Here is a 16084-nt window from a genome sequence, read left to right on the forward strand (position 1 = left end):
ATATTTGCACACCGAAAATTTGAAAAACAATAAATAAATAATTTTAAATCATGGCAAAGGAAACGTTTAATCGTAACAAACCACACTTGAACATTGGTACTATTGGTCACGTTGACCATGGTAAAACTACTCTTACAGCTGCTATTTCTGCTGTATTAGCTAGCAAAGGTCTTGCTGAGAAAAAAGACTTCTCTGCAATTGACTCTGCTCCAGAAGAAAAAGAAAGAGGTATTACTATCAATACTGCTCACATCGAATACGAAACTGAAAAAAGACACTATGCTCACGTTGACTGTCCAGGTCACGCCGACTATGTTAAGAACATGGTAACTGGTGCTGCTCAAATGGATGGAGCTATCGTAGTATGTGCTGCAACTGATGGTCCTATGCCTCAGACTAGAGAACATATCCTACTTTGCCGTCAGGTAAACGTACCAAGAATCGTTGTTTTCATGAACAAAGTTGACATGGTAGATGATCCAGAGTTATTAGAGCTTGTTGAAATGGAGCTTAGAGACTTACTATCTACTTATGACTTTGACGGAGATAACTCTCCAGTAATTCAAGGTTCTGCATTAGGAGCTCTTACTGCAGCTACTGCATCTCCTGCTAACACAGAAGATAAGTGGTTCAAGAGCGTTGAAGAATTGATGGATGCTGTTGATACTTGGATCGAGCAACCACCAAGAGATACTGAAAAGCCATTCTTGATGCCAATCGAAGATGTATTCTCTATTACAGGTAGAGGTACTGTTGCAACTGGTAGAATCGAGGCTGGTGTTATCAACACTGGAGATCCAGTTGATATCGTAGGTATGGGTGACGAAAAATTAACTTCTACTATTACAGGAGTTGAGATGTTCAGAAAGATCCTAGATAGAGGTGAAGCTGGAGATAACGTAGGTCTATTGTTGAGAGGTATTGAAAAAACTGACATCAAGAGAGGTATGGTTATCGCTAAGAAAGATTCAGTTAAGCCACACAAAAAATTCAAAGCTTCTGTTTATATCCTTTCTAAAGAAGAGGGTGGACGTCACACTCCATTCCACAACAAGTACCGTCCTCAGTTCTACGTAAGAACTACTGACGTTACAGGTGAGATCTTCTTACCAGAAGGTGTAGAAATGGTAATGCCTGGTGATAACTTAGAGATCACTGTAGAATTGTTACAACCAATCGCTCTTAACGTAGGTCTTAGATTTGCGATCAGAGAAGGAGGTAGAACAGTTGGTTCAGGTCAGGTTACTGAAATCATAGACTAATCATCTTAAAATAAATAAAGCTTCCGAAAGGAAACTCTCGGAAGCTTTTTATCTACGGGCATCGTCCAATGGTAGGATACCGGTCTCCAAAACCGTTGATCAGGGTTCGAATCCTTGTGCCCGTGCAAATATAAATTATGAGTTCATTTGTCGATTTTTTAAAAGGTTCTTATAACGAATTCAGACATAAAGTTGAATGGCCAAAGTGGGCTGACCTTCAGTCATCTACTATTGTAGTGACTATTGCGACAGTGATTCTGGCATTATTTACTTTTGGAGTTGATGAATTGTTTTCTAAATCAATCAGCAACATCATTGGAATGCTAATCAACTTGTTCAATTAATTAAAAGTATTTTCCCATAATGAGCGAATTGAAATGGTATGTGCTGAAAGCAATCAGCGGACAGGAAAATAAAGTGAAAAACTATATTGAGACAGAAATCAAACGTTTAGGGTTTGAGCAGTACGTTACTCAAGTGGTTATTCCTATGGAAAAGGTAATTCAAATTAGAAACGGAAAAAAAGTTCCTAAAGAGAGACCTTACTACCCTGGATACTTGATGATTGAAGCTGATCTGATGGGAGAGATTCCTCACGCTATCAAAAATATCCCTGGAGTTATTTCTTTCTTAAGTTTAACAAAAGGAGGAGATCCTGTTCCAATGAGAAAATCAGAGGTTAACAGAATGCTTGGAAGAATGGATGAGCTTTCAGAATTCGCAAGCGATGTTGAGATTCCTTACGTAGTAGGTGAAAACGTGAAAGTAATCGATGGACCTTTCAACGGATTCAATGGTACAGTTGAGAAGATTCTTGAGGACAAAAAGAAAATTGAAGTTTCTGTATTGATCTTCGGTAGAAAAACTCCAATGGAACTTAGCTACATGCAAGTAGAAAAAGTATAACAATTACTTATAAAAATATAAAAAGACTGCTATTAAGCGGTCTTTTTTGCTTTTATGTCCTCAGCTTATAAATGTTGGGTCGTTGCCAGGGAATATCTTAATAGAAGATATATAATGTGTATTGAATAGTAGATCTCAATATTTTCCAGATTGCTTTATTTACTCTTCTAAAATGCAGATTTCCTGTTGACTACTTCTATAAGGGACTTTACTTCAATTCAATTATCACTATTGGGAGATTATAAATATTTTTCTGTACCAAAGTTCTTTTTTTAATTTTTAATTCACCTTCAGATGGCATAGTTCTTGCAAACAAGCTGTTAACTAATCCATAAATTTTATTTTTTTTATTTCATACACTGATTACAGGCGTATGGCCATTTTTATGTTTTTCAACTAAAAAATGTAAAATCTGGATTGGCTATTCAAAACACAAGCTTTATATAAACACATAACCCAATGACAAAAATTATTTCGATGGTCATTCTGGTGGGTACATCTGTACTTGCAAGTGCGCAGGTTGGTATCAATACTGCAAAACCAGAAAAAGAACTTACCGTGAATGGTACAATGAAGACATCAGGAATGGTCTTCAAGCAACCGATGGAGAAATTGAAAGCGGACGAGAATTACACTTTCATTATCAAATCTCCAGCGCCGGAAAACAAAATTACAGCGTACAATGACACCTTTGTACCCAACTCTCCGGCACCAATTAATCTTGTTCAATTTAAAATTACATGTGATCCTTCAGACAAGGATTGGGTAAATCAGTTTGATACAAAGATCAATTCTAATAAGTTTTTGGTGGTAATTTCTTCTTTTGGATTTACACAGCCTACAAGAACTTTTTCTGCGGATTGGCTTACACCAGTACCTCAGATTTTTGCTTATTCTACAGGAGGCACATGGAAACTTAAAGCAGATTACCAGGGATTCTCTCCGGATGCTTCTTTTCCTACAGGAGTTTGGACACTGAATTTGCTGGTATTTGACAGATCTTATGCCAAAGATTTTAATTCCACACAAAGCCTTAATGCTTCTACAACAGGTGCTGCAGCAGCTCCATTAATTCAATAAAAGACAAATACGTTATGAAAAAAATTATTGCGATACTCTTTACAGGGTTTGCTGCTTTAAGTATTAATGCACAAGTTGGAATCAATACTAATACCCCTAAAGGAACTCTCGATGTTGAAGGAGAAACATTGGTAGAGTCCTATTTAATAGATACTGAAAATACGAAGGCAAGCGGAAACTATCTTCTTCTTACCCGTTCAAAAGATACTTCACCAGTAGGTAAGGTAAAGCTGTTGGACATATCGCTCCGTAATGTAGCCCCTGTGAATATGTATAATATTGTATTGAAAAATGTAAGACAAGATGAAGTGGTAAATCTCAATACAGGATTAGATGTAAGTAAATATGTTGTGGCAATTACAGGTGCTGTTTTTACAGGAGCGGTATCAGCGGCTAATACGACAACGAATCCAAAATCATATGGTTCTTATTCTACTGAAGTTACTCAGGTAGCAAGTGGGGGTAAAAATTATCATGCAATTAATTTGAGCTTTAAAGGAGCCGGTACCGTTTCATCCCAAAATGGAACATGGACTCTTACTCTGAATGTCTTTGAAAGATCATTAGTTAAAGACTGGGGAACTTTCAACGGTTCTGTTTCAGCGTCTGCTTCACCGGGTTATTCGGGAGTATCAACCAATACGCCTCTAGGGCTTCAATAAAAAACTATGAAAAGAAAAATTTATATCACAATAATCATGTGTCTGGGGATATTTTTGAACGCTCAGAAAGGAAATGTAGGGGTGAACACTGCTAATCCTACAGAAACACTTGATGTTAACGGAAAAACATATACGAATTCTTTATATCTGAGAAATCCGGGAGAGCCTACCATGACCGGAGGGAGCTTTTTAGCAACTTCGCAAAATGGTTTACAATTGTATGATCCGGCTTTGGAAAGCAGCGGACTGTTCAATTATCTTAAGCTTAGCCTTACTGGAATATCAGGTGCAGGGATTACAGATTATGATACCAAAATTGATGCAAATAACTTTTTGGTTGTCCTTCATAACTATTCTTTCAAAATGAATGATGGAAATACCAATGTGATGCTTGATTATGGAGATAACGGTGTTAATGACAACAGACAGGGATCTCCTGATGTGGTGGCATTCAAAAGTAACGGGACATGGCATATAAGAGCAAGGTTTACAGACAGCAGAATTATTGCTGTAAATTCATCCAATCCATCAAGAAACTATAATAATTTTACGGTAGATCTCTATCTGATGGCTTACAGAAGGTTGATTACAAAACAAAATATCAGTGATGTTAATGCTGATCTTGGAGGGAATAATGGTTCTACCCAAACGATTACCAAGCCATCCGGTTTTTAGCAGGTCTTTGAATTCTATAAATAAAAAAGAAGAGCAGGTATATGTTCTTCTTTTTTATTTGTTATAAGATCTTCTTTTTAAAATCGAGTGGAAGTAATTTACATTATATTTCAAAATCCTCTTGAAAGAGGACATTGCCAAAGTTGATCTGAAAAAATAATTTCGGGAACTCAACTATTTTTTTAAAACTTTTTAAAAATCAGCAATTTCCGTTTGCTATTTCAAAAATATTTTATACTTTTGCAGTCCAAAAAGTAGGTTTATTGTTATGTGAGTGCATAACCTACTGAATAATAAATGCTTCCAAACTCATTAATTATTCAAATTTAAAAAACAAACAATGGCTAAGAAAGTCTTTAAAATGGTAAAACTTCAGGTGAAAGGTGGCGCAGCTAACCCTTCTCCACCAGTAGGTCCAGCATTGGGTTCTGCAGGTGTGAACATCATGGAGTTTTGTAAGCAATTTAACGGAAGAACCCAAGATAAGCCAGGGCAAGTTTTACCTGTAGTAATTACAGTATACGAAGACAAATCTTTTGAATTCGTTATTAAAACTCCACCTGCAGCAATCCAGTTAATGGATGCAGCTAAGATCAAGGGAGGTTCTGGTGAACCAAACAGAAACAAAGTAGGTTCTGTAACTTGGGAACAAGTAAAGAAAATCGCTGAAGATAAAATGGCGGATCTTAACTGTTTTACAACAGACTCTGCTCTTTCTATGGTTGCAGGTACTGCTAGATCTATGGGATTAAGAGTAACAGGAACTAAACCAACTAACGCTTAAAACTTAAAGAAATGGCAAAATTAACAAAAAAGCAAAAGGAAGCTTTAAGCAAAGTAGAAAAAGGAAGAATCTATAACCTTGAAGAAGGTTCAGCTCTTGTAAAGGAGGTGAATACTGCAAAGTTTGATGCTTCTGTAGATATCGCTGTAAGATTAGGTGTAGACCCAAGAAAAGCAAACCAAATGGTAAGAGGTGTTGTATCTCTTCCTCACGGTACTGGTAAAGATGTTAAAGTATTAGCTCTTGTAACTCCAGATAAAGAAGCAGAAGCTAAAGCTGCTGGTGCTGATTATGTAGGTCTTGACGAATATTTACAAAAAATCAAAGAAGGTTGGACAGATGTTGACGTTATCGTTACTATGCCAGCTGTAATGGGTAAATTAGGTCCATTAGGTAGAGTATTAGGACCAAGAGGTTTAATGCCAAACCCTAAATCAGGAACTGTAACAATGGAAATTGGTAAAGCAGTAACTGAAGTGAAAGCAGGTAAAATTGATTTCAAAGTAGACAAGTATGGTATCATCCACGCTGGTATTGGTAAAGTATCTTTCGATGCTGCTAAGATCAAAGAAAATGCGCAGGAATTGATCTCTACATTGATCAAAATGAAGCCAACTGCTGCTAAAGGAACGTATGTAAAAAGCATTTACTTGTCTTCTACAATGAGCCCTGGTATTGCAATCGATACTAAATCTGTTAACTAATATAAATCCTTAAGACAATGACAAAAGACCAAAAAGTTGTAGCAATACAAGAGATCAAAGACTTGCTTCAGGATGCAAAAGTAGTATACGTAGCAGATCTAGACGGTTTGAACGCTGCGAAGTCTTCAGAATTCAGAAGACAGGCTTTCAAACAAAATATCAAAGTGAAAGTGGTGAAAAATACACTTTTACAAAAAGCAATGGAGCAGATTGAAGGAGTAGATTACTCTGAAATGTTCCAGACTTTTAAAGGAAACTCTGCATTAATGATTTCTGAGACTGCAAACGGTCCAGCAAAATTAATCCAAGGGTTCAGAAAGAAAGAAGAAAAGCCAGCTTTAAAGTCTGCTTTTGTTCAGGAAACTTTCTACGTTGGAGACGAAAACTTATCTGCACTTGCTAACATCAAGTCTAGAGAAGAAATGATCGGAGAAATCATTGGATTACTTCAATCTCCAATTCAAAGAGTTGTTTCTGCTCTTCAAAACAAATCTGAAACTGTAGAAGCTAAAGCTGAAGAAGCTGCTGCTCCTGCTGTAGAAGAAACTCCTGCTGAAGCTCCTGAAGCTGCTGCAGAAAGCACTGAAGAAACAAGTGCTGAATAATTATACTCAAGAAATTAAATAAATAATCAACAAAAACATTACAACAATGTCAGATTTAAAAAATTTAGCTGAAACGCTAGTAAACTTAACAGTAAAAGACGTAAACGAATTAGCAACTATCCTTAAGGATGAGTACGGAATTGAGCCAGCTGCTGCTGCTGTAGTTGTTGCTGCAGGTGGTGGAGAAGCTGCTGAAGAAAAAACTGAATTCGACGTAATTCTTAAGTCTGCAGGTGCTTCTAAATTAGCTATCGTTAAATTAGTAAAAGATTTAACTGGTGCTGGTCTTAAAGAAGCTAAAGATATCGTAGATGGTGCTCCTGCTCCAATCAAAACTGGTATCTCTAAAGACGAAGCTGAAGCTCTTAAGAAGCAATTAGAAGAAGCTGGTGCTGAAGTAGAATTGAAATAATTTCAATTTTATTATAAATATAGGAGTCCGGGCATTGCCCGGACTCTTTTTTTTGTATGCAAGTCTTTGTAAACGTGTACGTTATTTCATAATAGTATTTGAATATTATTAATCCTTTTTTCTTTATATTTTATTATGATTATTTATTTAATAGTAATTAACATAATATTTTATTTTTATTTTATAATTTCGCTATTTTATTTATATTTTAATTAATGAAGTGTTGTTTTGGTTGGAAAAATATTATATTTGTACCGAAAAAACACAACATAATTGGATAGAAATTATTTTCTTTCTTACGGCCACAAGATTACACTTTTGCTGCTTCTGGCGGCTGTAGGAAAATTAAACGCTAAGTTTATACCTGTAACAATGAGTAAAACTCAATTACTCTATTGTACAGATATAAATAATCACCCGCAGCAATATTTGGCTGATCTTTCAGTTCATCTGTCTGAAGCAGGAAATGGCGTGGCAGCTGTACATAAAATGTCTGCTGTTCAGAATGAAACTTTTGCATTCTATTGCAATAGATTACAAAACAACCTTCCTTTTTTAAATAATGACAACCTTCAGTTATTTTTTTTTAGAGATATCAAATTTGTTGCTGGTTGGAGTAAGTGGACTTATTCGTATCTGAACCACAAAGAAAATATTTCCTTGATATTTAATGAAGTCCGAAAATTCTATGTCAACTCATTTAAGCTTGTTGACGGGTTTAAGTTTATCATTAAAATTCCTGATAAATTAATCCATTCTTTTACCCTATAATATTTCTTACAATTTAAGCGCTTTCTTACAGTACTATCTGTTATTTCATTTATTATTTGAATGAGAATGCCCGGGAATTGCCCTTTCAAAAAAACACATATACATAAAAAACAGCAAATATCATTAGACATGAAAAACAGATTATTCACCATCGCTCTTTTATCAATTGGTGCATCACTATCAGCACAGGTTGGGATTAATACCGGACAAGCTCAGGCAACCTTTGATATAATAGGATCACCTTCCAATGCCAGTAAACTTGATGGCGTGATTGCTCCAAGACTTACAGGAGTACAACTGAGAGCTAAAAGCTATACTGCAGCCCAAACAGGGGCTATAGTCTATGTTACAGCAGCCGAAACTACACCTTCCGGGCAGACCGTTGATGTTGTATCACCTGGATACTATTATTTTGATGGTACCAAATGGGGTAATTTAAGTGGAAACTGGCGTACAGCAGGAAATGCTGGTACAACAGCGGCAATAGCAACATTAGGAACGGATATTGGTTCCGGGAATTACTTAGGTACAAATGATGGTCAGAATTTAGTTCTGGCTACTCAGAAAAATGTAAAAGGAATATTAGATACTAACGGAACTCTGCAGGGTGGAAATTCCAATTCTGCAACAGGTCCTTATGCTTCGTTTACTTGGGGATCCAATAATATTCTTACCAACAGTACTTCTTCAAATATTGCATTGGGAAAAGACAACTCAGTTTCTGCGCAGGGTAATTTTCTCGCTGTAGCTATCGGAATGGGGAACACCGCAAATAATGGAGCTAAGGTGATAGGAAACACCAACAATGCCACCGGACCTAATAATTTAGTATTTGGAAACCTGAACACCGTAACAGGACTCACAGGACTGACTGTTGGAAACAATCATACCAACAGTGGCGGGATTGCTATCGGAAGCGGAAATACAACATCATTGAATAATATTGCTGTTGGTTCTGCCAATACAGCCACCGGTACAGAAGCTTTTGCAATTGGATTTTCAGGCCAGGCAGCAGCAGGGCAGATGGTTTATGCCAATAAACAGCATATTTTCTTCAATAAAAACAACGGAACAGATACAATATTAGGAATCAATATGACACCTACTGCGGCAACAGCTACAGGTGCTGCTATTCAGATGAAAGGAATTGCTTCCGGTGCCAATGCAGCATGTTCAGCAGCAGAAGAGGGTGCAATCCGATATAATACAACCGCGAAAGTACATGAAGGTTGTAATGGGACTAACTGGAAAGCGCTTTACTAATTCATAAAATAAACACAAACCTTAAAAAAATAAAAAATGACCAGAAAATTATTCGAAAAGTTAGCTGCGATGCTTATGACACTGATGATGTCAGTGGCAGTATTTGCGCAGCAGGGCTATGAACCGATCCGTGGGATGGGAGTAGAGGCAAAACCTGTCAACAATTCAGGGATTTGTCTAGCATGTTATAACGGAAGCATGAATCCGGTGGTGGATGCAAGTCTTGATAACAGCGTAAGTATGGGGAATTTTGCCTCCCTTTTAAGTGGAAACGGAATCTCTGTAAAGAATAAAAATACAACCTATCCTGCGGGATATATTACCGGTTTCAATGTAGATCTTGGGACGAGTTTTATTACTATTGATCTTTTGAGCTCTTTGCGAATCAGTACGTATAAAAATGGTGTTCTTCAGGAGACAACTACCAGTAGTACGCTTTTATCGGTTCCTGCATTCGGAGGAAGTAAGAACAGGATATTCCTGCACTTTAAAACTTCAAAAGAATTTGATGAAGTAAGACTATATCAAACCAATGTTCTTTCTGTATTCAGTGCTATGAATGTGTATTATGCCTTTGCATTTGATCCTGCAAAAGTGCCTACAGAAAATAATGGTATTTGTGATGATATCATTGCAGGAAGTGGTGTTGACGGAAATGTATCCGGAAGCAGCAGTTTCCTGGCTCCGCTTTCTTATGTTCAGAATAAAGAAAGAATTGGAGATGGAAATAAAAACTCTTACGGATCAATAGTCCTTCCAATCGGATTGCTGGGATCTTATTCAGTAGGAGTTCTTGATAAAAATCAGGTATATCCTGCAGGTAACAGAACAGGTTTTGTTATTGAACCAGATGATCAGGGGAAGCTGTTAAGTGCTGAGTTTTTAAAGAACATTACAATAGAAACTTACCTTTACGGTCAGCTTCAGGATTCAAAACAACTTTCTGACGGAGGAGGTTTGATTAACATTAAAGTATTGGGATTTGGTTCAGGAAAACAGAAAGTTACCTTAACGACTACTAAGCCTTTCAATGAAGTAAGATTAAAAATTACCCAGACAGTAGGATTTAATTTGGGAGCTTTAAAAGTTTACTATGCTTTTGAAGAACCTGTTTCTTGTGAATGTGATGATAAAATCCAGACAAGTGGTTCTGCTGTACCGGGAAATTTGGTAACAGGTACTTCATGGACATCGGGTCCTGGATTCCTTGGTCTTATTTTAGCGAAGATGACCAATCCGGAAGCGATTGTGGATAACAATCCATCTAATTACGCAACGGCTACTGTTCCTGCAGCATCTTTTCTTAGTATTTTCTCAGCATATGCAACGGTAAGTACTGCGAGTGTACTTCCTGTGAATACGATGGCTGGGTTTACTGTAGAAAAAGCAGGAAACCTTCTTGGAGTAAGTGTTCTGGAAAATATCACGGTGACATTGTACAACGGAAATACTTTGACAGATACCTTTACAAGCTCAGGAAGTCTGATCAGCGGAAACTTCTTCACTACGAATTCAAATAAATTCTATGTAGGAGGAAAAGCTACAAAGCCTTTCAACCGTATTAAAATTACATTCAACAGCGGAACAGCGGTTCGTATTCCTCAGAACTATTATATTTATAATGCTTTTGCGAGCAGAGATGATGATAATGATGGGGTTCCAAACTGTTTCGACCGTTGCCCTGGAGGAGATGACAGCATAGATAATAACGGAAACGGAATTCCTGACTGTGCAGAAGGATGTACGGAAGTGAACGATAAATCTCCTGCACTGGATACAGACGGAGATGGTATTGTAGATGCTTGTGATCTGGATTCTGATAACGATGGTATTCTTGATGCTGTAGAAGATTTTGATAAAAATGGAAAATTCCAGGATGATGATAACGAAGGAGATATTCTGTTGACACCAGTGTTGGGAGATTCAGTTCCGAATTATCTTGACCTTGATTCTGATAACGATGGTATCTTAGATCTGTTTGAATCAGGAATTCCAACGTCAGTAATCAATCAGATTGATACAGACCATAATGGTGTTATCGATGCTAATGTTCCGGTAGGTAAAAACGGTATCGCTGATATTCTGGAAACTTCACCAGACTCAGGAGTTCTGAAATATACAGTTAAAAATACAGATGGGGATGATAAACCAGACTTCCTGGATATTACTTCCAATGGTTCAGATCTTGACCTTTATCAGATTGGAAAAGGTAACCTTGATACATTAGGCGGTGGATTCATTTCTACAATTAATGATAAAGACAAAGACGGTATTCAGGCTGTTGTAGATACAGACCTTGTGAAAAGAGGTTCTCCGAATTCTCCGCTTTCACCTTATGCGTCCTTATTGAAAAATGCATCCAAAACTGCTGCGAAAATCACGGCTTCGGAAATTGCTGATGCAGCAAATGATGTAAAAGTATATCCAAACCCTGTAAAAGCAGGAGAAAATCTTATAATTACATCCGCAGAAGAAGGAGTGTATACACTGTTCTCAGTACAGGGACAGGTGATTAAGACAGATAAATTTAATGCCAATACCGGTATTGATACATCTTCACTTCCTACAGGAGTTTATATTATTAAAATAGAAACCAAATCAAAAATACAATCTTATAAGGTTATTGTGAAATAGTCATAAGATTAGCTTGTGTTGTGGAGGGGTTGCTCATATTTGGGGCAGCCTCTCTTGTTTTTAAGAGCCTCGAAATGAGATGATTTATTTGTTATTGTGGATAACTTTTTGTATCTTTGCCCCTCTTTTGGCGCGAAAAATTGTTTGTAAATTTATAAAATACTGAAAATCAACTCTTTCATTGTGAAAACATGAAGGGGATTTCGTATATGTAGATATTGCGGTAATACTGCCTCAAAAGTAATAAAAATATTTTGCATTACACTGTGAAAAGATATACCAGTGTTGCAGTTAGAAAGAGCCAAGTGCAAAGTTAAAAGAACCTTAAGGTCTTCTGTGAGCGCCAAAAACACTTTTACCTTTTACTTTTACCTTGTTTCTTGTTCTTTTCTGATATTTTTTTAATGAATCAAAATATTTTTTAACCCTTTCTTAAAAGTTTTATGAGTAAAACAAAATCAACAACTCAAGGAAATCCGAGAATTAATTTCTCATCAGCGAAAGGAAAAATCATCACTCCAGACTTTTTGGATATCCAAATTGAGTCTTTCAGAGAATTTTTCCAGCTTGATACACTTCCTGAAGCCAGAAAGACAGAAGCTCTTTACAAGACTTTCCAAGAGAATTTCCCAATTACGGATTCAAGAAACCAATTCGTATTAGAATTCCTTGACTATCTGGTAGATTCTCCACGTTATTCAATCGATGAGTGTGTGGAAAGAGGACTTACTTATTCAGTTCCTCTAAAAGCTAGACTTAAATTGTATTGTACTGACCCGGAACACGAAGATTTCCAAACAGTGGTTCAGGATGTATATTTAGGTCCGGTTCCTTATATGACGCCAAGTGGTTCTTTCATCATCAATGGTGCTGAGAGGGTTATCGTTACGCAGCTTCACCGTTCACCTGGTGTATTCTTTGGACAGACTTACCACGCGAATGGAACCAAACTTTACTATTCAAGAATTATCCCTTTCAAAGGATCTTGGATGGAATTTACAACTGATATCAACAGCGTAATGTACGCGTATATCGACCGTAAGAAAAAATTACCATTAACAACTTTATTAAGAGCTATCGGATTTGAATCTGATAAAGATATCCTTCAGATCTTCGACCTTGCGGAAGAAGTGAAAGTTTCTAAAGCGGCCCTTAAAAAAGTAGAAGGGAGAACATTGGCTGCGAGAGTATTGAACACTTGGTTCGAAGATTTCGTAGACGAAGATACAGGTGAAGTAGTTTCTATTGAAAGAAACGAGATCATCTTGGATAGAGAAACAATCCTTGAAAAAGAACACTTAGATCTTATCCTGGATGCTGGTGTGAAATCAATCCTGATTCACAAAGAAAACAGTAACGAATTCTCTATCATCCAGAATACATTACAAAAAGACCCTACTAACTCTGAAAAAGAAGCAGTAGAGTATATTTATCGTCAGTTAAGAAATGCAGATCCACCAGATGAGGAAACTGCAAGAGGAATCATTGAAAAATTATTCTTCTCTGAGCAGAGATACTCTTTAGGTGAAGTAGGACGTTACAGATTAAATAAAAAATTAAGTCTAAATATCCCAACTACAACTGAAGTTCTTACAAAAGAAGATATTATTGCAATTGTAAGACACTTAATTGAGTTAGTAAACTCAAAAACTGATGTTGATGATATTGACCACTTATCAAACAGAAGAATTAAAACTGTTGGTGAGCAATTGGCAGGACAGTTCGGTGTAGGTCTTTCAAGAATTGCAAGAACAATCAAGGAAAGAATGAACGTTAGAGATAACGAAATCTTTACTCCGCTTGACCTTGTAAATGCTAAGACATTAACATCTGTAATTAACTCATTCTTCGGTACCAACCAGCTTTCTCAGTTCATGGACCAGACCAACCCGCTATCAGAAATCACGCACAAGCGTAGACTTTCTGCACTAGGGCCTGGTGGTTTATCAAGAGAAAGAGCAGGTTTCGAGGTTCGTGACGTTCACCATACTCACTACGGAAGAATTTGTCCGATTGAAACTCCGGAAGGACCAAACATCGGTTTGATTTCATCTCTAGGGATCTATGCAAAAATCAACAACCTTGGTTTCATCGAAACTCCATATAGAAAAGTAGAAAGTGGTAAGATTGATCTTAACGCTGATCCTATTTACCTAAATGCAGAAGATGAAGAAGACAAAGTAATTGCTCAGGCAAACGTTGAATTGAGTGATAACGGAGACTTCTTAACAGACAGAATTATCGCAAGATTGGATGGTGACTATCCGGTAGTGGAGCCTGCTCAGGTAAACCTTATCGATGTAGCTCCAAACCAGATCTCAGGTATTTCCGCTTCATTGATTCCATTCTTGGAACATGATGATGCGAACCGTGCATTGATGGGATCTAACATGATGCGTCAGGCCGTTCCTCTATTGAAGCCACAGGCTCCAATCGTTGGTACAGGGCTTGAGCAGCAAGTTGCAAGAGATTCAAGAATCTTAATTAACGCTGAAGGTACAGGTACTGTAGAGTACGTAGATGCTGACAGAATTATCATTAAATATGAAAGAAGCGAAGACGAAGATTTAGTACAATTCGAGTCTGCTACTAAAACATACAAACTTACTAAGTTCAGAAAAACGAACCAGAGTACAACAATTACCCTAAGACCAAACGTAAGAGTAGGTGATGTAGTGGAGAAAGGACAAGTACTTTGCGACGGTTATGCTACTGAAAAAGGAGAATTGGCTCTTGGTAGAAACTTAGTGGTAGCGTTCATGCCTTGGAAAGGGTACAACTTCGAGGATGCAATCGTAATCAACGAAAAAGTTGTACGTGAAGACTGGTTTACTTCAATCCACGTAGATGAATATTCTCTTGAAGTTCGTGATACCAAATTAGGTATGGAAGAGCTTACAGCAGATATTCCAAACGTTTCTGAAGAAGCTACCAAAGATCTTGACGAGAACGGTATGATCAGAATCGGTGCTGAAGTGAAGCCTGGAGATATCATGATTGGTAAAATTACTCCAAAAGGTGAATCTGACCCGACTCCTGAAGAAAAACTTCTTAGAGCAATCTTCGGTGATAAAGCTGGTGATGTAAAAGATGCATCATTAAAAGCTGACTCTTCATTAAGAGGAGTTGTTATCAACAAGAAATTGTTCTCTAGAAACATTAAAGACAAAAAGAAAAGAACTGAAGAAAAACTTAGACTTGAAGAAATTGAAAACACTTACAAGGCTAAATTTGACGAGTTGAGAAATACTTTAATTGAAAAATTAAATACACTGGTAAGCGGTAAAACTTCTCAAGGGGTACAAAATGACCTTGACGAAGAAATCATCGGTAAAGGTGTGAAATTTACTCACAAGTTATTAACTTCAGTTGAAGATTATGTAAACGTTAGTGGTGCAGACTGGACAGTTGACGCTGACAAGAATGAATTGATCAAACAATTAATTCACAATTACAAAATCAAATATAACGACATCCAAGGAGTTAAAAACCGTGAGAAATTTGCAATTTCAATCGGAGATGAGCTTCCAGCAGGGATCATGAAGTTGGCTAAAGTTTACATCGCTAAGAAACGTAAACTGAATGTAGGAGATAAGATGGCGGGACGTCACGGTAACAAAGGTATCGTTTCAAGAATCGTTCGTGAAGAAGACATGCCGTTCTTAGAAGATGGAACACCAGTAGATATCGTATTGAATCCACTAGGGGTACCTTCTCGTATGAACATCGGTCAGATCTACGAAACAGTTCTTGGATGGGCTGGTCAGAAACTGGGAATGAAGTTCGCTACACCAATCTTTGACGGAGCTACTCTTGATCAGATTACTGAATATACAGAGAAAGCAGGTGTACCTAAATTCGGTCACACTCACCTTTATGATGGTGGTACCGGAGAAAGATTTACTCAGGCTGCGACAGTAGGTATCATTTACATGTTGAAACTAGGACACATGGTTGATGATAAGATGCACGCACGTTCTATTGGACCTTACTCATTGATTACTCAGCAGCCGTTAGGAGGTAAAGCTCAGTTCGGAGGTCAGAGATTCGGAGAGATGGAGGTTTGGGCACTTGAAGCATTCGGTGCATCCAATATCTTGAGAGAAATCTTGACTGTGAAGTCGGATGACGTGATTGGTAGAGCAAAAACTTATGAAGCAATTGCAAAAGGTGAATCTATGCCTGAACCAGGTATTCCAGAATCATTCAATGTATTACTTCACGAGTTACAAGGACTTGGACTTGATGTAAGACTTGAGGAATAATTTTAAATTTTGCCTGTTGAATTTTGAACCCGTTCAGAATTCTATCCAAAATTTATAATCC

At 37.3% G+C, this 16084-nt stretch carries 14 protein-coding genes and 1 tRNA gene; all 15 read left to right on the forward strand.

Annotated elements, in window-relative coordinates:
- Window positions 1–50: 50 nt before the first annotated feature.
- The 15 genes from tuf (at window position 51) to rpoB (ending at window position 16023) form a co-directional block, all read left to right on the forward strand.
- Window positions 51–1262 carry an elongation factor Tu gene (gene tuf, locus GFU89_RS06690; RefSeq protein ID WP_318846406.1) on the forward strand — a complete coding sequence of 404 codons (1212 nt, stop codon included), beginning with the start codon at window positions 51–53 and terminating at the stop codon, window positions 1260–1262.
- A gap of 54 nt (window positions 1263–1316) precedes the next feature.
- Window positions 1317–1387: transfer RNA gene (locus GFU89_RS06695), tRNA-Trp, on the forward strand.
- A 12-nt stretch (window positions 1388–1399) separates the two neighbouring features.
- A complete protein-coding gene (gene secE, locus GFU89_RS06700) occupies window positions 1400–1606 on the forward strand; it encodes a preprotein translocase subunit SecE (protein ID WP_045501119.1) in 207 nt (68 codons plus the stop codon).
- Window positions 1607–1625: 19 nt separating this feature from the next.
- Entirely contained in the window at window positions 1626–2168 is a 543-nt protein-coding gene (nusG, locus tag GFU89_RS06705; RefSeq protein ID WP_105681614.1) for a transcription termination/antitermination protein NusG, read from the forward strand.
- A 459-nt stretch (window positions 2169–2627) separates the two neighbouring features.
- Window positions 2628–3248 (forward strand): hypothetical protein, encoded by a 621-nt coding sequence (locus tag GFU89_RS06710; protein ID WP_318846407.1) that lies wholly within the window; start codon window positions 2628–2630, stop codon window positions 3246–3248.
- Between the two features lie 14 nt (window positions 3249–3262).
- A complete protein-coding gene (locus tag GFU89_RS06715; protein ID WP_318846408.1) occupies window positions 3263–3910 on the forward strand; it encodes a hypothetical protein in 648 nt (215 codons plus the stop codon).
- A gap of 6 nt (window positions 3911–3916) precedes the next feature.
- Window positions 3917–4585, forward strand: a complete 669-nt coding sequence (locus GFU89_RS06720) for a hypothetical protein (protein ID WP_318846409.1) — start codon at window positions 3917–3919, stop codon at window positions 4583–4585.
- Window positions 4586–4925: 340 nt separating this feature from the next.
- The gene (rplK, locus tag GFU89_RS06725; RefSeq protein WP_047379251.1) at window positions 4926–5369 is read left to right on the forward strand and encodes a 50S ribosomal protein L11; all 444 of its coding nucleotides are present in this window, start codon (window positions 4926–4928) and stop codon (window positions 5367–5369) included.
- A gap of 11 nt (window positions 5370–5380) precedes the next feature.
- Window positions 5381–6073, forward strand: a complete 693-nt coding sequence (gene rplA, locus GFU89_RS06730) for a 50S ribosomal protein L1 (protein ID WP_068944773.1) — start codon at window positions 5381–5383, stop codon at window positions 6071–6073.
- A 17-nt stretch (window positions 6074–6090) separates the two neighbouring features.
- Complete coding sequence (gene rplJ, locus GFU89_RS06735) at window positions 6091–6678, forward strand: 50S ribosomal protein L10 (RefSeq protein WP_149833642.1); 588 nt, start codon at window positions 6091–6093, stop codon at window positions 6676–6678.
- A 46-nt stretch (window positions 6679–6724) separates the two neighbouring features.
- Entirely contained in the window at window positions 6725–7090 is a 366-nt protein-coding gene (gene rplL / locus GFU89_RS06740; protein ID WP_007845452.1) for a 50S ribosomal protein L7/L12, read from the forward strand.
- A 273-nt stretch (window positions 7091–7363) separates the two neighbouring features.
- On the forward strand, window positions 7364–7861 hold the full coding sequence (locus GFU89_RS06745) for a hypothetical protein (protein ID WP_318846410.1): 498 nt from the start codon (window positions 7364–7366) through the stop codon (window positions 7859–7861).
- A gap of 129 nt (window positions 7862–7990) precedes the next feature.
- Complete coding sequence (locus GFU89_RS06750) at window positions 7991–9124, forward strand: hypothetical protein (protein ID WP_318846411.1); 1134 nt, start codon at window positions 7991–7993, stop codon at window positions 9122–9124.
- A 36-nt stretch (window positions 9125–9160) separates the two neighbouring features.
- Complete coding sequence (locus tag GFU89_RS06755; protein ID WP_318846412.1) at window positions 9161–11758, forward strand: T9SS type A sorting domain-containing protein; 2598 nt, start codon at window positions 9161–9163, stop codon at window positions 11756–11758.
- Window positions 11759–12201: 443 nt separating this feature from the next.
- On the forward strand, window positions 12202–16023 hold the full coding sequence (gene rpoB / locus GFU89_RS06760; RefSeq protein WP_318846413.1) for a DNA-directed RNA polymerase subunit beta: 3822 nt from the start codon (window positions 12202–12204) through the stop codon (window positions 16021–16023).
- The last annotated feature ends 61 nt before the right edge of the window (window positions 16024–16084 follow it).

The organism is Chryseobacterium sp. JV558, from assembly GCF_033712365.1.
Lineage (GTDB): Bacteria > Bacteroidota > Bacteroidia > Flavobacteriales > Weeksellaceae > Chryseobacterium.